Annotated in this window: 22 protein-coding genes and 1 pseudogene; 14 read left to right on the top strand and 9 right to left on the bottom strand. The window is 72.2% G+C overall.

From position 1 onward, the window contains the following. Positions 1 to 115 precede the first annotated feature (115 nt). The gene (locus AB0K17_RS29190; protein ID WP_365984811.1) at positions 116 to 1,525 is read right to left on the bottom strand and encodes a HAMP domain-containing sensor histidine kinase; all 1,410 of its coding nucleotides are present in this window, start codon (positions 1,523 to 1,525) and stop codon (positions 116 to 118) included. After that, positions 1,522 to 2,016 carry a hypothetical protein gene (locus AB0K17_RS29185; RefSeq protein ID WP_365969667.1) on the bottom strand — a complete coding sequence of 165 codons (495 nt, stop codon included), beginning with the start codon at positions 2,014 to 2,016 and terminating at the stop codon, positions 1,522 to 1,524. Before AB0K17_RS29185 ends, AB0K17_RS29190 begins: the two co-directional genes overlap by 4 nt. Before the next feature lie 416 nt (positions 2,017 to 2,432). Between AB0K17_RS29185 and AB0K17_RS29180 the strand changes: the two genes are divergently transcribed. The 3 genes from AB0K17_RS29180 to AB0K17_RS29170 are packed head-to-tail and all read left to right on the top strand — an operon-like array spanning position 2,433 to position 5,184. Continuing rightward, positions 2,433 to 3,887 carry an MFS transporter gene (locus AB0K17_RS29180; RefSeq protein WP_365984810.1) on the top strand — a complete coding sequence of 485 codons (1,455 nt, stop codon included), beginning with the start codon at positions 2,433 to 2,435 and terminating at the stop codon, positions 3,885 to 3,887. A 24-nt stretch (positions 3,888 to 3,911) separates the two neighbouring features. Continuing rightward, complete coding sequence (locus tag AB0K17_RS29175) at positions 3,912 to 4,415, top strand: MarR family winged helix-turn-helix transcriptional regulator (RefSeq protein WP_365984809.1); 504 nt, start codon at positions 3,912 to 3,914, stop codon at positions 4,413 to 4,415. Between the two features lie 7 nt (positions 4,416 to 4,422). Then, complete coding sequence (locus tag AB0K17_RS29170) at positions 4,423 to 5,184, top strand: class I SAM-dependent methyltransferase (protein ID WP_365984808.1); 762 nt, start codon at positions 4,423 to 4,425, stop codon at positions 5,182 to 5,184. 150 nt (positions 5,185 to 5,334) lie between these two features. Here the strand turns inward: AB0K17_RS29170 and AB0K17_RS29165 are convergent, their stop codons facing one another. After that, positions 5,335 to 6,141, bottom strand: a complete 807-nt coding sequence (locus AB0K17_RS29165) for an SAM-dependent methyltransferase (RefSeq protein WP_365984807.1) — start codon at positions 6,139 to 6,141, stop codon at positions 5,335 to 5,337. Between the two features lie 62 nt (positions 6,142 to 6,203). On the opposite strand from AB0K17_RS29165, the gene AB0K17_RS29160 reads away from it, so the two are divergent. Further along, complete coding sequence (locus tag AB0K17_RS29160; RefSeq protein WP_365969662.1) at positions 6,204 to 6,638, top strand: MarR family transcriptional regulator; 435 nt, start codon at positions 6,204 to 6,206, stop codon at positions 6,636 to 6,638. 22 nt (positions 6,639 to 6,660) lie between these two features. Here the strand turns inward: AB0K17_RS29160 and AB0K17_RS29155 are convergent, their stop codons facing one another. Then, entirely contained in the window at positions 6,661 to 7,221 is a 561-nt protein-coding gene (locus AB0K17_RS29155) for a GNAT family protein (RefSeq protein WP_365984806.1), read from the bottom strand. A 202-nt stretch (positions 7,222 to 7,423) separates the two neighbouring features. Between AB0K17_RS29155 and rox the strand changes: the two genes are divergently transcribed. Further along, positions 7,424 to 8,854, top strand: coding sequence for a rifampin monooxygenase (rox, locus tag AB0K17_RS29150; RefSeq protein ID WP_365984805.1), 1,431 nt, complete (start codon positions 7,424 to 7,426; stop codon positions 8,852 to 8,854). A 140-nt stretch (positions 8,855 to 8,994) separates the two neighbouring features. Here the strand turns inward: rox and AB0K17_RS29145 are convergent, their stop codons facing one another. The 3 genes from AB0K17_RS29145 to AB0K17_RS29135 all read right to left on the bottom strand — a co-directional run bounded on the left by AB0K17_RS29145 (position 8,995) and on the right by AB0K17_RS29135 (position 11,429). After that, complete coding sequence (locus tag AB0K17_RS29145) at positions 8,995 to 9,882, bottom strand: glycoside hydrolase family 19 protein (RefSeq protein ID WP_365984804.1); 888 nt, start codon at positions 9,880 to 9,882, stop codon at positions 8,995 to 8,997. Between the two features lie 457 nt (positions 9,883 to 10,339). Then, the gene (locus tag AB0K17_RS29140) at positions 10,340 to 10,858 is read right to left on the bottom strand and encodes a hypothetical protein (protein ID WP_365969657.1); all 519 of its coding nucleotides are present in this window, start codon (positions 10,856 to 10,858) and stop codon (positions 10,340 to 10,342) included. Between the two features lie 154 nt (positions 10,859 to 11,012). Beyond that, complete coding sequence (locus AB0K17_RS29135; protein ID WP_365969656.1) at positions 11,013 to 11,429, bottom strand: organic hydroperoxide resistance protein; 417 nt, start codon at positions 11,427 to 11,429, stop codon at positions 11,013 to 11,015. 93 nt (positions 11,430 to 11,522) lie between these two features. Between AB0K17_RS29135 and AB0K17_RS29130 the strand changes: the two genes are divergently transcribed. The 4 genes from AB0K17_RS29130 to AB0K17_RS29115 all read left to right on the top strand — a co-directional run bounded on the left by AB0K17_RS29130 (position 11,523) and on the right by AB0K17_RS29115 (position 14,216). Next, positions 11,523 to 12,110, top strand: a complete 588-nt coding sequence (locus tag AB0K17_RS29130) for a helix-turn-helix domain-containing protein (RefSeq protein WP_365969655.1) — start codon at positions 11,523 to 11,525, stop codon at positions 12,108 to 12,110. 109 nt (positions 12,111 to 12,219) lie between these two features. Then, positions 12,220 to 12,774 carry a hypothetical protein gene (locus tag AB0K17_RS29125; protein ID WP_365969653.1) on the top strand — a complete coding sequence of 185 codons (555 nt, stop codon included), beginning with the start codon at positions 12,220 to 12,222 and terminating at the stop codon, positions 12,772 to 12,774. A gap of 16 nt (positions 12,775 to 12,790) precedes the next feature. Continuing rightward, positions 12,791 to 13,306 carry a hypothetical protein gene (locus AB0K17_RS29120; RefSeq protein WP_365969652.1) on the top strand — a complete coding sequence of 172 codons (516 nt, stop codon included), beginning with the start codon at positions 12,791 to 12,793 and terminating at the stop codon, positions 13,304 to 13,306. An 88-nt stretch (positions 13,307 to 13,394) separates the two neighbouring features. Beyond that, entirely contained in the window at positions 13,395 to 14,216 is an 822-nt protein-coding gene (locus AB0K17_RS29115) for an SDR family NAD(P)-dependent oxidoreductase (protein WP_365969651.1), read from the top strand. A 29-nt stretch (positions 14,217 to 14,245) separates the two neighbouring features. On the opposite strand, the gene AB0K17_RS29110 is transcribed toward AB0K17_RS29115, so the two are convergent. After that, on the bottom strand, positions 14,246 to 14,959 hold the full coding sequence (locus tag AB0K17_RS29110; protein WP_365969650.1) for a BTAD domain-containing putative transcriptional regulator: 714 nt from the start codon (positions 14,957 to 14,959) through the stop codon (positions 14,246 to 14,248). Positions 14,960 to 15,171: 212 nt separating this feature from the next. Between AB0K17_RS29110 and AB0K17_RS29105 the strand changes: the two genes are divergently transcribed. The 5 genes from AB0K17_RS29105 to AB0K17_RS29085 all read left to right on the top strand — a co-directional run bounded on the left by AB0K17_RS29105 (position 15,172) and on the right by AB0K17_RS29085 (position 19,574). Beyond that, on the top strand, positions 15,172 to 17,625 hold the full coding sequence (locus tag AB0K17_RS29105) for a S8 family serine peptidase (protein ID WP_365984803.1): 2,454 nt from the start codon (positions 15,172 to 15,174) through the stop codon (positions 17,623 to 17,625). Between the two features lie 285 nt (positions 17,626 to 17,910). Beyond that, positions 17,911 to 18,111, top strand: a complete 201-nt coding sequence (locus tag AB0K17_RS29100; RefSeq protein ID WP_365984802.1) for a hypothetical protein — start codon at positions 17,911 to 17,913, stop codon at positions 18,109 to 18,111. 13 nt (positions 18,112 to 18,124) lie between these two features. Beyond that, positions 18,125 to 18,325 (top strand): hypothetical protein, encoded by a 201-nt coding sequence (locus tag AB0K17_RS29095; RefSeq protein ID WP_365984801.1) that lies wholly within the window; start codon positions 18,125 to 18,127, stop codon positions 18,323 to 18,325. Positions 18,326 to 18,400: 75 nt separating this feature from the next. Continuing rightward, positions 18,401 to 18,625: a hypothetical protein gene (locus AB0K17_RS29090; protein WP_365984800.1), complete on the top strand. Its 225-nt coding sequence runs from the start codon at positions 18,401 to 18,403 to the stop codon at positions 18,623 to 18,625. Between the two features lie 64 nt (positions 18,626 to 18,689). Continuing rightward, positions 18,690 to 19,574: a peptidoglycan-binding protein gene (locus AB0K17_RS29085; protein ID WP_365984799.1), complete on the top strand. Its 885-nt coding sequence runs from the start codon at positions 18,690 to 18,692 to the stop codon at positions 19,572 to 19,574. A gap of 20 nt (positions 19,575 to 19,594) precedes the next feature. Here AB0K17_RS29085 and AB0K17_RS29080 read toward each other — a convergent pair. Continuing rightward, positions 19,595 to 19,798, bottom strand: a pseudogene (locus AB0K17_RS29080) (NAD-dependent malic enzyme); the annotation flags it as partial.

Raw genomic sequence — 19,798 nt, 5'->3', positions numbered from 1 at the left:
ATGTCCCTTCGCTCGTGTGCCGACGCGTCTGCCCGCGGCGGGCCACGCCATGCCATGGGTTCCACTCGCCGGTGCGGAACCAACCGGCGCAATGAGCCATCGGGGTGACAGCTGCTCAGGGCCGCAGGGAACGTCCCTCAAGTTCCTCAAGTTCCTCACGTTCCTTGAGTCCCTCGAGTCCCTCACGGCGATCGCATGCAACGGCCGCATCCGCTCCCTGGCCGCCCGTCCCCGCCCCGGGCGGCAGGCGCAGTTCGGTGACGGCTCCGCCGTCGGGGGCGTTGGTGAAGCGGATCGTGGCGCCCAGGACGTGGGCCTGGCCGGTGGCGATCGTCAGGCCCAGGCCGTGCCCGGTCCGGCGGCCGCCCGCCGCGCCGCCCGACTGGCTGCGGAATCGTTGCGGGCCCTGCTGCAGGAGATAGGCCGGGTAGCCGTCGCCGTGGTCCCGGACGGTGATGAGGCGGCCGTCGACGGTGACCACGACGGGCGGCCGGCCGTGCTTGTGCGCGTTGGCGACGAGGTTGCCCAGCACCCGCTCCAGGCGGCGCCGGTCCGTCTCCACCCGGGCGTCCCGTACGACGCGGACCTCGGTCGCCGTACCCGTGGCCCGCACCGCGCGCTCGGCCAGCAGGCCCAGCCGGTGGACGTCGAGGTCGGCCCGCTCCACCTGTGCGTCGAGCCGGGAGATCTCCAGCAGGTCCTCGGTCAGCCGCACCAGGGCGCCGACACGGTCGCGCACCATGTCGGTCGGGCGGCCGGGCGGCAGCAGTCCCGCCGCGGCGTGCAGTCCGGCCAGCGGTGTGCGCAGTTCGTGGGCGACGTCGGCGGTGAAGCGCTGTTCGCTGTGCAGCCGCGCCTGCAGGCTGGCGGCCATCGCGTCGAGTGCCGCCGCCACCGCGGCGGCCTCGTCCTGGGCCCGGCCGGGGCGCTCGGCGCGCGGGTCGTTCACGCGGGCGTCGAGGTCGCCGGTGCTGATGCGCCGGGCCACCTGGGCGGTGTGGTGCAGCCGGCGGGTGATGCGGGAGACGGAGACCAGTCCGGCCACCAGGGTGACGACGACGGCGGCGCCGGCGGAGCCGGTGATGGCCCGGTCCAGGCCGCGCAGGGCGGCCGCCTGCTCGCTGTAGTCCAGATGGACCGCCAGCGCCTTGCCGCCGGTGACGGGCGTGACGGCCCACATGGCCGGACGGCCCCGGTGGTCGGCGAGCTGGGTTCCGCGTTCCTGTCGCTGCACGGCCATCTCGCGCAGGGGCGCGGGCAGGTCGGGCGGGTCCACCGCGGCGTTGCGGCCGAGGGGTTGACCCGCGACGTACGCGGCCACGGTGCGGTCCAGTTCCGCCAGGGCCGCGCCGCGTGCCCGGTTCTGGGTCTGGCGGTCCACCAGGACGTGCACCAGCACGCCGACCATGACGGCGAGCAGGCAGCACATCGCGGTGATGAAGACGGCGGCCTTCCAGTAGAGCGTCGCCGTCCAGGCGGGCAGCCGCCGCACCCGTCCGCGCAGGCGCGGCCGACGCGCGCTCACGAGGTACGCCCCGGGGGAGCGGAGGGGGCCTGGGCGGCACGCCACTCGTACTCCGTGGACTGCAGCACCATGACCTGTCCGTCCCACCCGTAGACGGAGCGGATCTCGTAGGTGGGTGTCTCCGTGGGTTCCCGCATGATGAGCTTGCCGCCGGTCACCTCGAACGACCGTGGCGTCCCGGCGGCGTCCAGGATCCGGTGCACCACGCCGTCCTTGAGTGTGTAGACCCAGACGGCCACCACGTGTTCCGTGCCTTCGACGCCGACGATCAGCTCGGGCTTCCCGTCACCGGTCAGGTCGTGGTACTCCGGCGCCCGCACCGGGCACGACTGCGGCTGGGCGGCACAGGCGGCGATTTTGTTCTCGGTGCCCTGCTCGAAGGCCGGCGCACCGCGCCGGGCATCGGCGGCGATCTGCGCCCGGACGACGGAGAGCACTGGCACCTTCCGGATGTCCCCCGACGGCACCCGGGCCAGGGCGGGCAGGGGCATCGGCGTGTTGTCCCCGCCCGGGGCCGGCGAGGGCGGCGGCGCCGGCGGCCGGTCGGGCCACAGCCGCGCCGGTCCGGAGACGGGAGGGGTGTGCCCGGCGCTGCGCGGCGTCCCGGTCTGCGTGCACCCGGCCAGCAGAACGGCCGTTCCCGCCACCGCCAGGGCCGCCGCTCGCGCACGACGGGCCGGACGCGGCCGGCAGACGGCGGGCCCGGCACCTGCGGAAGGGGCCGGGCAGGGGCGTGCAAGGGCAGACATGTTCTCCGCGTCGCTGTGCGGCGGTGGGTCAGAGCCCTGACACGGTAACGCATCGACCCACCGGGCCGGTTTTCTGTTCGATTCTCATTGCATCGGTCACCAAGTATTTCGGTGACCGATATATTCTGGAAGGGAGGGGCCTGCGGACAGGAGAGACCATGCCCAGCGACGTGCGTGCAGCAAGAACCGTCCGTCTCCCCGGAGCCCTGATACGCGAACGGCCGCGACCGGAACGCATACGCGCCCACCCGGCGGCCTGGCGGCTGGCCGTGGCCACCGTCTGTTTCGGGGCCTTCATGGGCCAGCTGGACGCCGGCATCGTCAGCCTGACCTACGCGGACCTGCGGACCGGCTTCGGGGCCTCCCTCACCGCCGTCACCTGGGTCTCCCTCGCCTATCTGCTCACCCTCGTCGCCCTGCTCCTGCCCGCCGGCCGACTCTCCGACGCCCACGGGCGCAAACTGCTGTACCTGTACGGGTTCGTCGTCTTCACCGCCGCTTCCGCCGGCTGCGCCCTCGCCCCCACCCTGCCCGTACTGATCACCCTGCGCGTCGTGCAGGCCGCGGGCGCGGCCCTGATGCAGGCCAACAGCGTGGCCCTGGTCTCGACGAGCGCGCCGTCGGGCCGGCTGCGGGCCGCCCTCGGCGTCCAGGCCACCGCTCAGGCCCTCGGGCTCGCGCTCGGCCCGCTCGCCGGGGGAGCGCTGGTCACCACCCTGGGCTGGCGGTGGATCTTCGCCCTGAACGTCCCCGTCGGGCTGGTTGCCGTGGTCGCGGGCCACTTCCTGCTGCCCCGTACGCGGCAGCGGCAGCACGCGCCCGGCTTCGACCTGCACGGCACGGCCCTGCTCGCCGTCGCCACGACCTGCACCCTGCTCGCACTGTCCGCCCTCTCGTCGGCCCCCGCTCTGCCCTGGCCGGCGGCCGCCGCACTCCTGGTCGCGGCCGGTGCGGGCGCCGGGTTCGTCCGGCGCCAGCGCGCAGCGCCGCACCCCCTGCTCCCGCCGGAGCTGCTGCGGCCCCGGCCCGTCCGCGCCGGCCTCGCCGGGGCCCTGTGCGGCTACCTGGTCCTCTTCGGCCCCATGGTGCTCGTCCCCTTCGTCCTGACCGCCCACGGCACCGACGCCCTGGGCGCCGGGCTGGTGCTGGTGTGGCTGCCGGCCGGTTTCGCGACAGCCGCCGCCACCGCCGACAGGGCACTGCCGCGCAGGTGGAGCCCCCGGGCGCGCTGCCTGCTGGGCGCCGTCCTGGTCCTCGCGGCCCTGGCGGCCCTGTACGTCCTGCCCTTCACCGCGGCGACGCTCCCCCCGGCCCTGGTACTGCTCGGCCTCGGCCTCGGTGTCTTCCTGCCCGCCAACAACGCCGTCATCATGGGGGCCGTGCCCGCCCGTTGCTCGGGTACGGGCGGCGGGCTCGTCAACATGGCCCGCGCCACCGGCTCCGCCCTCGGCGTCGCCCTGGTCACCCTGGCCCTCCACCTTCCGGGCACCGGCGCCCGTACGCCGCACGGCCCCGTCCTCGTCCTTCTGGCATCCGCGGCGCTCGCGCTCGCCACCACCGTGCGGACGCCGCCCACCCGGACCCTTCCCCGCCAGGGGAGGCGAGCGGCGTGAAAGCCGCCGGTTACAGTGGCGGCCATGTCGCCGCAGCCCCGGCCCGGACAGGCCCATGACGCACCGGCAGGCTCCGGTGAACCGGATGCCCGGCAGCTGACCGAAGCGGTCACCCGCCTGCGGCGCTCCCTGCGCGCCTCCATCCGCACCGACTACCCGTGGGAGAGCCTGCCCATGGCCCAGGTCGAACTGCTGCAGGCCCTCGCCGAACACTCGCCCGCCCGCGTCGGCGACCTCGCCACCCGTCAGCGCCTGGCCTTCAGCACTGTCAGCGGCCTCGTCACCCAGATGATCAACACCGGTCTGGTGGCCCGCGCCACCGACCCCAAGGACCGCCGCGCCTCCGCCGTCACCCTCACCGACACCGGCCGCCACCAGCTCGCCGCCTGGAACGCCGCCCACGAACAGCGCCTGAGCAGCGCCCTGCAGGCCCTGCCCGACGAGGACCGCGCGGCCATCCGGGCCGCCCTGCCCGCCCTGCTGCGCATCGCCGACCTCCTCGGCCCCGACGCACCCGAAGGACGCTGAGGACGCCGTGACCGCAGCCCCCCGCGCCCGCGCCTTCGACGCGGCCGCCGCCCAGTACGCGGCGAGCCGGCCCTCGTACCCGCCGGACGTCCTGGACCGCGTCGAGGAGGCCATGGACCGCCCGCTGGCCGGCGCCCGCGTCGCCGACGTCGGCGCCGGGACCGGAATCGCCACCCGCCTCCTGCACGAGCGGGGCGCCGACGTCGTCGCCGTCGAACCCGGCAGGCCGATGGCCGCCCGGTGCCGGCAGGCGCTGCCGGAGGTGCCCGTCGTCCGGGGCGACGGCAACGCCCTGCCCCTCGCCTCCTCCTCCCACGACCTGCTGACGTACGCGCAGTCCTGGCAGTGGACGGACGTCGAACGCTCCGTTCCCGAGGCGCTGCGGGTCCTGCGCCCGGGCGGTGTGCTCGCCCTGTGGTGGAACACCACCGCGTTCGACGTGCCGTGGATCCGTGCGCAGCACGAGCGCATCGCCCACCACTGCACAGTGCCCCCGCGTCCGGGGACGCTGCCCGACGACGCGGAAGCCGTCCGGCTCGCGGGCCTGTCGGGCCTGCCGGTGGTACGCCGGCAGGTGCGCTGGAGCCGGTCGGTTCCCCTGGACGTGCACCTCGCCAACATCACCAGCCGCTCGGCGTTCCTCGTCCTCGACGAGGCGGCCAACCGTGCCTTCGCCGCTGCGGAGCGCCGGAGGCTGCGTGAAGCGTTCCCCACCGAGGTGGTGGAGGAGACCTATGTCGTCGATCTGCTGATGGCCGTACGACCCTGACGCCCGGGCTCCGGCCAGGGGCCGGCCAGGGCGCTTCGGGGGGATGGTGCAGCGCCCCGTCCGCGGGCGCGTCGTGGCGTGTCGGGCCCACGCGGCGGCAGCCGCCAATCGGCACTGCCCCGCGCCCGGGTCGGGGCGGGCGGAGGCACCCTAGGGCGCGGCCCGCAGGGCCGTGATGAAGCCGGTGTCGGACGGGTTGGCCATGGGGCGCCCGTAGTGGGCCGCGACCGCGTCGAGCGGGTGCTCCTCGGTGGACCAACCGTGGCCGGCGAGCCAGCCGGCGGTGCCGGCGCCCAGGCCGCCCTTCCACAGGGAGGTGATGTGCGCGACGGACGGGTCGTCGACGACGGTCCTGCCGCTGCGCCCCCGCTCCAGGGCCAGCCGGCTGGCAGGGGCGGACAGCTCGCCGACGGTCGTCAGCAGCGTGGCCGCCTCCTCGGCGGTGAGGTACACCAGCAGGCCCTCGATCAGCCAGGCGGTCGGCCGGGCGGGATCGAAGCCGGCGCCGACCAGCCGGTCGGCCCAGTCGGGGTTCAGCAGGTCCGCGGGCACGGCGGTGCGCTCGCAGCGCGGTGCGGCGCCTTGAGCGGCGAGCACCCGGTCCTTGAACGCGAACACCGGCGGCAGGTCGACCTCGTACAGGCGGACCCCGGCGGGCCAGGGCAGCCGGTAGGCGCGGGTGTCCAGCCCCGCCGCCAGCACCACCACCTGGTCGCAGCCGGAGTCGACGAGCCGGTCGTCGTAGAAGCGGGTCCGCAGAACCGTCTGGCGCATCAGGGCGGTCGCCAGCGGGCCGGGGCGGTGTTGCGGGCGTATCGGTTCGTCGGAGGCGGCCACGAAGGCCGCGGCGTACGGATCCGTGAACAGGGAGTTCCCGGCAGCGCTTTCGTGGGCGCGCACCCGGGCCACGGCCAGTGCCGTCTTCGACACGGCGCTCAGCGGTTGTGAGGTCGTCATGCTCCGCACATTACATCGCCAGCGATGTATCTGCACCGATGTATGGCGGGTATATTCAGGCCATGGACGGAATGCAGCTGCTCGGCCTCGGCAGGCGCCTGATCGAGCTCGGCAGACAGGTCATCGACGAGGCCGGACCCACCGCGATCACCCCCGGCGAGGCGGCCGTGATCGCGGACGTGTTCCGCTACCCCGACTGCTCGGTCCGCGAGATCGTGGCCCGCACCGGATTCGCCCAGAGCCATGTGTCCGCATCCGTCAGCAGGCTGCGCGAACGCGGCCTGCTGGAGACGGCGGCCGACCCCGCCGACGGCCGGCGGACCCTGGTCCGCCTGACCGACCGCGCACGCCGGGCCGTACGCGCCCGCGCCGACCGCCCCGCCGACGAGGCGATCGCCCGGGCCGTGGCGGACCCCGACCACGCACGGCGGGTCGTCGCGCTGCTCGACGAACTCGCACAGCTGCTGCCGCCGGCCAAGGACGGCCCGCGGGCCTGACCCGCCGGCGCCACCCTGCGGATCAGCCCGTCGCCGCCCGCCACTCGCTGCGGAGCATGGCGTAGACGTAGTCCTCGCGCCACGCGCCCTTGAAGCGCTCGGTGCCGACAAGGTGCGCCTCGCGGCGCATGCCCAGCCGCTCCAGCAGCGCGGCGGAGGCGGTGTTGCGGGCGTGGCAGCGGCCCACGACGCGGTGCAGGCCCAGCTCGTCGAAGCCCAGCCGCAGGACCTCCCGGGCGGCCTCGGTGGCCAGTCCCCGGCCCTGGAAACGGGGGTTGAAGACGTACCCGACCTCGCCCTGCCGGTGCTCCTCGCTGAGCCAGACCAGCTCGACCTGCCCGACGACCCGCCCCTCCTCGGGCAGGACCACCGCCAGGCTCAGACAGTCGCCGGACCGGCGCAGCTGTGTCTCCCGCGCCATCTGCGCCACGGCCTGCGCGCACTGCGCGCGGTCGCGCGGCTCCCAGCGCATGTACCGGGCGACGTCGGCCCGCCGCTGGTAGTCGAGGACGTCGTCGGTGTCCTCGGTGGTGAAGGGACGCAGGTGCAAACGGGCCGTGACAAGCGGGAACGCGGGCTTCATGCGCACAACGTAAGGGGAGGGCGGGGGCAGGGCGCCAGGGGATTTCGATCCCGCGGGAGAAACCCGGAAGAAGCCCGGCAGAAAAAGGCAACACCTCTTGCCCTTTACAACCTATAGCGCATGGGGGGCCTTGCCGCAAGGCCCCCGGTGTGCCGCAGAATGACCGGCCGATGCCAGAACCTGAAGGAACGGGGGACTTGTAATGATTGACGTGATCGTGGCCGGTGGGGGACCGACCGGGCTGATGCTGGCCAGTGAACTGCGCCTGCACGGCGTGCACGTGGTCGTCCTGGAGAAGGAGGCGGAGCCGGCGAGGATGGTGCGCGCGCTGGGACTGCACGTGCGCAGCATCGAGGTGATGGACCAGCGCGGCCTGCTGGACCGGTTCCTGGAGAACGGCACGAAGTACGAAGGGTTCCCCGGCTTCTTCGCCGCCATCGGCAAGCCGTGGCCCGAGCGGATGGACACGGCGCACTCGTACGTCCTCGGCATCCCGCAGAACATCACCGACCGCCTGCTCGAAGAGCACGCCACCGCCGTCGGCGCCGAGATCCGGCGCAGCAGCGAGGTGGTCGGGCTGGACCAGGACGACGAGGGGGTGAGCGTCCGGCTGGCCGACGGCACATCCCTGCGCTCGCGCTACCTCGTCGGCTGCGACGGCGGCCGCAGCACGGTCCGCAAGCTCGCCGGCATCGCCTTCCCCGGCGAGCCCAGCAGGGTCGAGACGCTGCTGGGGGAGATGGAGCTGACCACGCCGCAGGAGGAACTGACGGCGGTGATGGCCGAAGTGCGCAGGACCCAGACGCGGTTCGGCTTCATGCCCCTGGGTGACGGGGTGTACCGCGTCGTCGTGCCCGCCGCGGGAGTGGCCGAGGACCGCAGCGTCCCGCCCACCCTGGAGGACTTCCGGCAGCAGCTGCGGGCCGTGGCGGGCAGCGACTTCGGGGCCCGCTCGCCGCGCTGGCTCTCCCGGTTCGGTGACGCCACCCGGCAGGCCGAGCGCTACCGGGTCGGCCGGGTGCTGCTCGCCGGCGACGCGGCGCACATCCACCCGCCGACCGGCGGACAGGGCCTGAACCTCGGCATCCAGGACGCCTTCAACCTCGGCTGGAAGCTGGCCGCCGAGGTGGCCGGCTGGGCCCCGGAGGGGCTGCTGGACAGCTACCACGCCGAACGGCACCCGGTGGCCGCCGACGTCCTGGACAACACCCGTGCACAGATGGCGCTGATGTCCACCGAGCCCGGCGCCCAGGCCGTACGCCGGCTGGTGGCGGAGCTGATGGACTTCGAGGAGGTGAACCGCCACCTGATCGAGAAGATCACCGCGGTGGGGGTCCACTACGACTTCGGCGAGGGCCACGCCCTGCTCGGCCGGCGACTGCGGGACGTCCGCCTCAAGCGGGGCCGCCTGTACGAGCTGATGCGTGGCGGCCGCGGGCTCCTGCTCGACCAGACCGGCCGGCTGTCCGTGGCGGGCTGGGCGGACCGGGTCGACCACGTCGTCGACGTCAGCGAGGAGCTCGACGCCCCCGCGGTGCTGCTGCGGCCGGACGGCCACGTCGCCTGGGCGGGCGAGCACCAGCAGGAACTGCTGGACCGGCTGCCGCAGTGGTTCGGCGCCGCCGCGGGCTGAGCCGGAATCCGGGGGCGCCGGTGTGATTCCCGTCGGGAATCACACCGGCGCCCCGGGGAGAACACCAGGGGGAACAAGGAGGGGAACGGAAGGGAAAACGGAAGGGAAAACGGAAGGGCCGTTCGGCCTATTGCCCCGGGTCAGCAGGTCAGATTGCCGCCCGGCGCCACCCCGAGGATCGCGGTGAAGCGCCGGTAACTGTCCACCCGGCTCTGGACCTGTGCGGGATTGCGGCCATTGCATTCCATGGCCCCGTTGATGCTGCGGATGGTCTCCCCGAATCCGTGACCGCCCACGACGGCATCGTGCGGGGTCATCGTGCCGGGGCCCCGCTGGGTGTTCCAGTACCACAGGGCGGTCTTCCAGGAGACGGCCGCGTCGGTCTGGACGAGCGAGGGGTTGTGCAGCAGGTCGATGCCGAGGGCGTCGCCCGCCGCCTTGTAGTTGAAGTTCCAGCTGAGCTGGAGGGGGCCGCGGCCGTAGTAGGCGGCCTGGCCGGCCGGGCAGCCGTAGGGCTGGTTCCGGTCGCAGTAGTGGGGGTAGTTGGCGGTGTTCTGCTCGACGATGTGGACGAGCCCGCCGGTCTCGTGGGCGACGTTGGCGAGGAAGGCGGCCGCCTCCTGCCGTCTGACCTGCTCGCTGCCCGTGGTGGCGAAGCCGGGGTAGGCGCGCAGCGCGCCGACCAGGCCGTTGTACGTGTAGAAGGCGTTGCGGTTCGGGAACATCTGCCGGAACTGCGCCTCGCTCACCGGGAAGGCGCCGGGCGTGCCACCGCCCTGGCAGGTGTACGGGTCCCAGTACCAGGTGCTGATGACGGGGTCGTAGCCGGGGTTGTCGTGCTCGGCGATGTAGTACTGGCCGTCGGTGTACCGGACGACCGTGCCCGTCGGGTACCAGGTCCCGGCGACCCAGCGGGGTGCGCTGTCGCAGGGCCCCGCGGCGCTCGCCGTGCCGGCGGGCAGCAGGAGGACCGCGCCGATCAGGGCCACGACGGCCATCAGCAAGGTGGCGATGCGGTTTCTTCTCACGGCGGCTCCTTGCGGCATCGGTGCGAAGTGACGCGCGCGGACGGTACAGCTGACGGTATATGAGGGCGGCCCGGAAGTGCCGCAGCCCGTCGCCACTGCGCAGTGAATGGCTGCAGTGAAGAGCTCGTGCTCCTTCGTTGTCAATGTCACGCATCATCTCCGGCCGGGCCCCGGGCATTTGAGAATGTTTTCCGGACAACCACCGCCGTGCAGGCTTGCGGTGGTGTCGCCCGCCGTGCCCATCCTGTTCCGGCGGCCGGAGGCATGCCGACGAATTTCGGCTGCCTCTCGACCTTTCACGTGCCGGGCGTTTCCATCGCCGGGAAGAGTCCGCCCGCACGACCTCGGCCGGCCGGCCTTCGCCAGGCTCGCACCGACGGACCGCGGCGTGGTCGACGGGATCACCTGGACGTTCGTCCGCTGACACCGCCCCGCTGCCCTGGGCGGTGGCGCGCCGTCAGTGGGCGAGGGCGGCCTTGATCGCGACGATGAGCAGGCCGATCAGCAGGTTGACCGCGCCGGAGACCACCACCTGGTGCCGAGGGGCGCCGGCCCGGGCCACGGCCGCCGCGCCCCAGCAGGCCTGTTCGGCCACGGCGATGCACAGACCGAACCACGCCGTTCCGCCGAGGTCCAACCCCAGCAGAGGGCTGACGGCCACGGCGATCGAGGGCAGGACGGCCGCCTGTGCGATGGGCCATTCGGCCCCGTACGCCTGCAGTACGGTCCTGCGGTTCAGCGGCTGGTGGGCCAGCCGGCCCGCGAGGTGGGCGTAGCCGTGGGCGATCCAGAACACCAGGCTCGTGCTCAGCAGGAGCAGGACGAGCTCCAGACGCGGATACGGGCCGGCGACGCCGGTGCCGGCCAGGACCGAGGCGGCCAGCAGGGAGCCGTAGACAGCGCCCGCGTAGTCGGCCGGCAGACGTTGCGGCACCGGCCGGCCGGGCGGGCCCTGTGCCACGGAGTGCTTCGTCACCCCTCAAGGATGGAACGACCCGCCGCCGGAGGCGCTGCAGTGCACCGGGGCGCGGCGCGTCGGGAGGGGCAGGGACGGCCGCCCGGATGCCCGGCGTGACAGGCCGTCATCGCCGTGGCATTGCTGCCGATGAAGGGCCCGTTCGGCCGGCGGCTCACGCCACGACGAGGTCCACGGGGATGTTGCCGCGGGTGGCGTTGGAGTACGGGCAGACCTGGTGGGTGGCCTCGACGAGCCGGTTCCCGGTCTCGCCGCGCAGCTCCTCGGGCAGCTCGACGCGCAGCGTCACCGCGAGCCCGTAGCGGCCCTCCCCGATGGCCCCGAGGCTCACCTCGGCCGTGACGGCGGCCTGCGAGGCGTCGACCTTCATGCGGCGCGCGACCGTGTGCAGGGCGTTGGTGAAGCAGGCGGCGTACCCGGCCGCGAAGAGCTGCTCGGGGTTGGTGCCCTCACCACTGCCGCCGAGCTCCTTGGGGTGGGTCAGGTGCACATCCAGCGTGCCGTCGGCGGTGGTGGCGCGACCGTTGCGGCCGCCGTGGGCGGTGGCGACGGCGGTGTAGAGCGGGGTCATGGCGTGACGTCCTCTCGAAAGAAGGAGACAGACCGTTCTGTCTCCCTAGCGACGACGCTTACGGTAGACAGACCGTTCTGTTAATGTCAATCCATGGCACCGAGGACCCGACAGGACGCCCGACCGACCGCCCTCCCGCCGCGGGAGCGCCTGCTGGAGGCGGCCATTCGGCTGTTCTACGAGGAGGGCATCCAGTCCGTCGGTGTCGACCGGCTCATCGCCGAGGCCGGGATCACCAAGGCCACCTTCTATCGGCACTTCCCGACCAAGGACGCTTTGGTGCGGGCCTACGTCGAGGACCGCGACCAGGCGGTCCGGGCCAGGGCCGACGCCCTGGCCGCACAGGCCGGCGGCCCGCGCGAGGTGCTGACCGCCCTCGTCGCGGAGCTGGGGAAGCAGGCCTGCGGTGCGGGTTTCCGCGGCTGCGCGTTCATCAACGCCGCCGCCGAGTACCCCGACGCCGGACATCCGGTCCGTCAGGCCGTCGCCGAGCACCGGCGCTGGTTCCGCGCGCGGCTGGTCCGGTTGCTGCAGGACGCCGGACACCCCCGTGCCGAGGGCGCTGCCGACACCCTCGTCCTGCTGCGCGACGGCACCATGACCGGTGGCTACCTCGACGACCCGGCCCGTGCCGCGGCCGCTCTGCGGCACGCCGTCGACGCCGTGCTCGCCGCCGCCTGACACCTCGCGGGTCGAGCGGGTTCGTAACCCCTTGGTAAGGAAAAGTCGAGAATTGTACTTCTGTTCCTAGAATAGGGAGGGAACCCTTACCGGAAGGGGGTGCGGCCCCATGTCGACAGCGACACTTCTGGAGATCATCATCCCGGCGGTCGTGGTCGCCGCCCTGATCGCCGTGGCGGTGAAGTTCCTCGCGCGGCGCCGTCTGCGTACCCGCTTCGGTCCGGAGTACGACAGGACGATCGAGCAGGCCGACAGCCGGCGGGCCGGCGAGCGGGAGCTCAGGGCGCGCGAGAAGCGCCACGACGAACTGGACATCAAACCCCTGTCCGACACCTCGCGCGAGCGGTACGCCCGGCAGTGGAACGGCGTGCAGGAGGAGTTCGTCGACCGGCCACAGGCGGCCGTCCACGACGCGGACCAGCTGGTGAGCTCCCTGATGCGCGAGCGCGGCTACCCGACCGAGGGCTACGAGCAGCAGCTGGAGGACCTGTCCGTCGAGCATGGCCGCACCCTCGAGCACTACCGTGCGGCCCACGAGGTCGAGGCGCTCTCCACCCACAGCAGGGTGACCACCGAGCAGCTGCGGGGTGCCATGGTCCACTACCGGGCCCTCTTCGAGGAACTGCTCTCCGACGGCGGACGCACCCACCGCGCCCACGCCTGACCGGACGGAGAAGATCATGCGCAGCAACGACGACGTACCCGAGGCCACGGGCGGCGAGCTGTCCACCGAGGACATCGCCCAGCCCCGCACCGAAGAACCACCCGAGCCGGAGGAGGACCTCGCAGGGGCACCCGCCTACCCGGGCGAGAGCGTGCCGCTCGACGAACCGGAAGCAGGGGAAGCGGCAGGAGGCGAAGTAGAAGAAGGCGAAGCAGAAGAAGAGGAACCAGAAGAAGGGGAAGCAGCAGAAGAAGAAGGCGAGAGCCTGCGCCTGCTGCCCCCCGAGGACGAGGAGGACTTCCGCGGGCGCTGGCAGGAGACCCAGAGCAGGTTCGTCGACGACCCCCGGGACGCGGTGCACACCGCGGACGCGCTGGTCGCCGACCTCATGCAGACCCTGGCCGCCACCTTCGCCCAGCACAAGCAGGAGCTGGAGGCCCAGTGGAGCCAGGGCGAGGAGGCCGACACCGAGGCCCTGCGCATGGCCCTGCGCCGCTACCGGTCCTTCTTTAACCGCCTGCTCAGCACCTGACGTCGGGCAGGAGGCTGCCTGGTGGCGTGGCCACCAGGCTCACCACGCTCTCCCCAGCCCCCACGCCCGCCGGGCCACACTCGCCGGTATGAAGCGAACCACCGTTCTGATCACCGGCGCGACCCAGGGGCTGGGCCGCGGCATCGCCCTCGACCTCGCCGCGCGCGGCCACACCGTCCTGCTCCACGGCCGCGACCGCGCCCGCCTGGAGTCCGTCGCGGCCGAGGCCGCCGCCCTCGCCGCCGGCGGCGACGTGCGCACCTACCTCGCCGACCTGTCCGACCTCGACCAGGTGCACGCCATGACCGCCGCCGTCCGCGAGGCCGAGCCCCGGCTCGACGCACTCGTCAACAACGCCGTCGCGGGCGGCGGCGCCGAGCCGCTGCGCCGTGAGCTGAGCCGCCAGGGCCACGAACTGCGGTTCGCGGTGAACCACCTCGCCCCCTACGCCCTCGTCCGCGGCCTGCTGCCGCTGCTGAAGGCATCCGCGCCCGCCCGCGTCGTCAACGTCGCCTCGATCGGCCAGGAAGCCATCGACTTCGACGACGTCATGCTGGAGCACGACTACGAGGGCCTGCGTGCCTACTGCCGGAGCAAAGTCGCCCTCCTCATGGCCACCTTCGCACTCGCCGCCGAGCTCGACGGCACCGGCGTCACGGTCAACGCCCTCCACCCGGCCCACCTGATGGACACCGACGGCCTGCGCGCGTACGGCCTGACCCCGGTCACCACCGTCGACGAGGGCGTACGACCGACCGTACGCCTGGTCACCGACCCGGCCCTGGAGACCACGACGGGCCGCTACTTCGACCAGTTCACCGACACCCGCGCCCACGAGCAGACGTACGACGCCGCGGCCCGCGAGCGCCTGATGACCCTGACCGACCGGCTCGTGGGGATCGAGTCGTAACGCGCGCGGCGCGGTCCCGTCGGGGCCGGTCAGGTGGGCATGAGGTCGCGCATCAGCTGGGTCATCCGGGGGGACGGCGTGACGTTGAGCTCCCGGCGCAGGTAGGCGCGGTAGTCCCGGTAGCGCCTGATCGCACTGGCGACGTTGCCCTCCGCCAGGTGCACTTCGATGACGATGCGGTACGCCGTCTCGCGGAACGGGTCGACGGCCACGGCGGCCATCGCCGCCTGGAGCGCGGGCAGGTAGTGCTGCTGCTGTTGCAGCTGCTGGGCGAGGCTCTCCAGCGCGTAGACCCGCATCTGGTCCCACCGATCGCGCTCCAGCAGCAACCAGTCCTCCGTCCATCCCGGCAGCAACTCACGGCTCAGATCGCCGACGACCCCTTCCCAGACCCCGGGCAATGACATGGACCCGTCGATGATCTGGCGCGCCTCCGCCCAGGCGTGGTGCAGGTCCACCCGCAGTGTCGACGAGAGCAGCAGCCGCTGGCCCGCACTCTCGATGACGGTGTCGCTCCCCACGCGCCGTCCCTGGCACAGGGCCGACCGCAGGTTCGCCGCCGCTCGGGCAGGGATGCAGTCGGGCCACAGCTGCTCGGCGATCGCGCACCGGTGCGCGCCGTCGCTCTGCAGGGCGAGAAATGCCAGCAGACGCTGAGCCCCCTTGGCCAGGGGAACCGCGCTGCCGGCACAGGACAGCTCGAACGGTTTGAGCAGTTCAAGGGATGCACCATTCCACGACACATTCCCCACTGTGCAACCGGCCTGAGGCCCACGCACCTGTTGTTCGTCTCCGCCGAGGGGCTTGGCACCCCCTCTGGCCTGCACAAACGCCACGGCGACACGCGCGCGACGTTTGCGGAACGGCCCCGGCACGTCCGCGCCGACGATCCCGGGACGGGTCCCGGGGAGGCTGTCGGTGACCCGAGTTGGCGGCAAAACCGGAAGGGGACGGGATGGAGGCCAGGACGGTCCTGCGGGACCTGCACCACCGACCCGAGGAGCTCCAGGGCGACGCCGCGGTGTGTGTCGCGGTGCTCGACGGGCCGGTGGACCTGACCCATCCCTGTTTCGAGGGCGCCGATCTGACCCGCGTGGACACCCTGGTCGGCGGCCCCGTCGGCCGGGGCCCGATGGCCCTGCACGGCACGCATGTCGCGAGCCTGCTCTTCGGCCGGCTCGGCAGCTCCGTCGCCGGCATCGTTCCCCGCTGCCGGGGACTGGTCCTGCCGGTGTTCCAGGACGCGGAGGGCAGGACGCTCTCCCAGCTGGATCTCGCCCGGGCGATCGAGCGCGCCGTCGAGGAGGGCGCCCACGTCATCAACATCAGCGGCGGCGAGCGCAGTGCGGACGGCCAGGCGGAGGAGATGCTCCAGCGGGCCCTGCGCCTGTGCGAGGAGCGGGGAGTGCTGGTGGTGGCGGCGGTCGGCAACGACGGCTGCGACTGCCTGCAGGTCCCCTCGGCCGTCCCCTCGGTGCTCGCCGTCGGCGCGGCCGACGCCACCGGAGCGCCACTGGCGGTCAACAACTGGGGTTCCGTCTACCGGACGAACGGTGTGCTGGCCCCCGGAGCGCTCATCGAGGGCGCCGCCCCCGGCGGCGGACGGCAGGCGCTCACCGGCAGCAGCTTCGCCACGCCCCTGGTGGCCGGCGTGGCCGCCTTGCTGGTGACGGCTCAGCTCCGGCAGGGGGCGCCGGCGGACCCCCTGGCCGCCGGCAGGGCCATCCTCGAGACCGCCTCGTCCCTCCCCTGCACTCCCGACGACTCCGCCCGGTGCCGACGGCACCTGGCGGGCGCGATGCGGGTCGGACGGGCCTACGAGCGCATCACCGGACGGGGAAGCACCCCCGGGGCCGGATCCGGTGCATTCCCTTCGACCCCCGTGGTCGCATCCGATTCGAGCGAGAGGGACAGTGCCATGGACAACGAGCGCATGCATGCCGCAACGGGCGACGGAGCCGAAGCTCCCCCGCCGGGAGCCCTGCCTCCCGACCCCGGGTTCCCCCAGGAACCCGCCGAGCCGGTGACACAGCAGACGGAGCCCGCGGGGACACCGTACGGGACGGGATTCGTCCCCGACCCGCCGCCCGCGGTGCCGCCCCCGCCGTCGGCGCCTCCTGCGTCCGTACCTCCTCCGTCCGCGCCGGTGCCGGCGGCCCAGGGCTCGGGCGGGGTGGCCCTCGCGGCGGCACCGAGCGCCCCGGCGCCGGTCGCGCCCCCTCCGGCGGAGCCGGGGATCCGGCCCTCCTGCGGATGCGGCGGAAGCTCCGCGTCGGGCTGCCAGTGCGGGGGGAGCTCCACGGGCTCCGCCTCGCGGCGCCCCCCGATCTACGCCATCGGGTCCATCGGCTTCGACTTCCGCACCGAGGCCAACCGGGACGCCTTCACCCAGCTGATGCCGGCCCACCACGTGCCCCATCCGGACGGTGACCACGAGTACCCGGCGATGCCGTACGACCCTGTCCAGATGTACGAGTACCTGGTGCAGGAGCCCTGGCAGTCGAGCAACCTGACCTGGACCCTCGTACTGGACAGCACCCCCATCTACGCGCTCGAGGCCGAGCCCACCATTGCCGTGGACTGGGGCACGCCGTTGTTCGAGGACATCAAGAAGGCGGCGAGCCACTCGGCAGCCACCCGCGCAGCCCAGAAGGGCCAGGACGAATACGAGGATCTGAGCGAGCAGCTGAAGCGCCTGCAGGAGCTGCAGACAGCGCTCACCAACCCGCCCGTCTCGCGCGTCCACAAGATATTCCGGGAAGCGATCAATGGCCAGGTCACGCAGATCGAGGACCCGCCCGATCCCTCCGTCGACATCGAGGGGGTCCCGCGCGGCTACAGCTATCTGATTTCCCGGGTGTCCATTCCGGGATTCCTGACCGACCGCACTGTTCGCCTGTATTCCGGGCAGGTCGTCCCGGTCGTGGAGGTCCAGAGCCGAGGCCTGTACACCTGGAACGAACGGGACCTGGTGAACACGGTGGTGGCCGCGGTCAAGGCGGAAGCCGACCTCCTGCGCCTGGCCGTGTCGGAGGGTGAAATCCGCAAGAACGTCCGCGCACTGCTGGACAAGATCTACTACCAGTTCCGCAGCCTCGGCCAGAGCTCCGCCGACCGTGCCCTCAACGCGGCCGGAACCAATGCCTTCCTCTTCGCGAAGGTCTTCGCGGAGGGACTGATGTCCACCAAGTACGTGCCCGGCCCCAACGACCGGATGTACTCCCTGGACACCGTCAAGGTCTCGAAGAGCCCGTTCTGCCGGCCGGGCGCCGACTGCCAGGAAGTCCGCATCACCTTCTTCGACCCCGAGAATGACCGGCGGGCGCGGGTGACCTACCAGTTCACCATCGATGTGAGCGAGCCCTTCGGCGTCAGCATCGTGCCGGTCCACCACTTCCTGGAGACCTGAGGAAGCGGAGAGAAACAGACAGGAGGCGACCATGGACAGCCACCGACAGCACCCGGGCATCCAGCCACCCGTGCAGGCCCGCCCCGTGCACAGGGGGCCCCGGAGCGCACCGGCCACCGCGGACGGCCGCGGCGGGATGGAAGCCGCCAAGACACCCTGCGCCGACCTGCCGGGGATGGCCCGGCAGATGTGCTACGCCGCACGTTACGGCGTTTCGACCTGACGGACATTTCTCGACCCACGTCCGTCATGCAGTGATCGAGAACAAAGGAAAGGAGCACTGTCATGTACGACCCGACCGAGCGAAACGAGAACCGGACACGTCGTCCCGAGCCCGTGGGGCTGCAGCTGCCGCTGCAGTCGCCGCCCGTCGAGCGCAGTGCGACCGCCCTGCCGCGCGGTGCCGCCGACGCCCCCGGCGTCCAGGCCAGCGCGGTGCCGTGGAAGTCGATCCTGGGCGGGGCGCTGGACCTGCTGCCGTTCTGAGAGGAGTAACGCCATGGACGACCGGACCGAGTGCTACGAGAGGGGGCTCCGGCTCCGCCCGGAGCCCGTGGGCCTGCACCTGCCCGTGCAGTCGCCGCCCGTGGAACGGAGCACGGCCGCTGCCGTCGCCGCCGCCGGGGCGTCCCCCGGCGTCGAGGCGAGTGGCCTGTTCAGCTCGCTGCTGAAGCTGGGCATGAACGCGCTCCCGTTCTGAATCCGGTGAGACGCCGTGCCGGCCCCGGCCGGCACGGCCGCCGCGGGCCTGTCCGACGGCGGAAGGGAGTGCACCGTGAAGCTCCACATCCCTGATCAAGGGCAACCGGTCGACCGCAGGAAGCTCCGGTACGCCTACTACATGTTCCTGGCGTACGACGAGGAGTACCAAACCGTGCTCTTCGGCTTCCCGGAGACAACCTTCGAGTCCGACCCCAACGACCCGCCCTGGCCCTGCTGCGACTCCCGCGGATGGCACTGCCACCCGGAAGCGGGCTGTGAATGGGAAGGCGTCGTCTGAAGAAACCCCGTGAAACAACCGGAAACAACCGACCGATGCCCGTGCCGGACCGAAAGGCTTTCTCATGTACCAGAGTGTTCGCGATTACTGGATCACCTTCAACGATCCGCTCGAAGGTCGCGTCAACTTCATGTACCTGGATCAGAAGGGCTGGGTCAGCACGGGCATCGGCAACAAGATCGACGCCACAAAGAACGCGAACACGGCGCCGACCCCTGACGAGCGGTCGAAGTCCCTGGTGATGGCCAGGGAACTGAAGTGGCTGACGAAGACGAACGATGTGGCGACGGCGGATCAGGTGGCGGTCGACTGGGACGCGGTCAAGGCGCACCTGGAGCTGGCCCCGCAAGGCCACCTGGCCTTCAAACCGTTCACCTTCCTGCACCTGGACAACAGCGAGATCGACCGTCACGTCTTTGTGGTCCTGGACCGTATGGAAACCACCCGCATCGGCACCGGCGCGTCGAGCCCGTTCGCCGACTTCGAGGAGTGGCCGGCCAACGCCCAGCTGGCCACCATGAGCATGTGCTGGGCCCTGGGCGCAGCCTTCAAGTTCCCGAATTTCGAAGGCTTCGTGAAGGACCGCAACTGGACCGGCGCGGCGGAGGAATGCCACTTCACACCCGACATCGGCACCATCAAAATCCGCAACAAACTCGACCGGTCCCACTTCCTCCTCGCCGCGGCCGTCGAGGACGGGTCCCTGCCCCCGGAGAAGATCGCGATGGATCTCTCGGACGTCTTCGGTGTGCAGGGAGCGCTGCTGGCCCTCAACTTCAGGCCCGGCCCCCAGGACGGCGTGGACGGCCCCCTGACGCAGCGGGCCGTCACCGCCTTCCAGGCCGCCAGCGGGCTGGACGTGAACGGACGGTTCGACGACCCCGACACGGTGAGCGCCCTCGGCGATGCGCTCACCGTCGGGGGCTTCACCGTCCTCGGGGTCCCCTAGACCCTTGGCCCGTCAGGCCCTCAGGCCGTTTCGCGCAGCTGCAGTGCCGCCCGCTTGACCGCCGAGGCCACGGCTTCCGTGGCCTTCGCGTTGAAGACGCTGGGGATGATGTAGTTGGCGTTGAGTTCTTCGCCGGCGACGACGTCGGCGAGTGCGCGGGCGGCGGCGAGCATCATGTCGGTGTTCACGGTGCGGGACTGGGCGTCGAGCAGGCCGCGGAAGAC

The sequence above is a fragment of the Streptomyces sp. NPDC049585 genome, assembly GCF_040675615.1.
GTDB lineage: Bacteria > Actinomycetota > Actinomycetes > Streptomycetales > Streptomycetaceae > Streptomyces > Streptomyces luteosporeus.
Note: the sequence above shows the minus strand (reverse complement) of the source record. Positions and strands in the feature narration are given on the sequence as shown.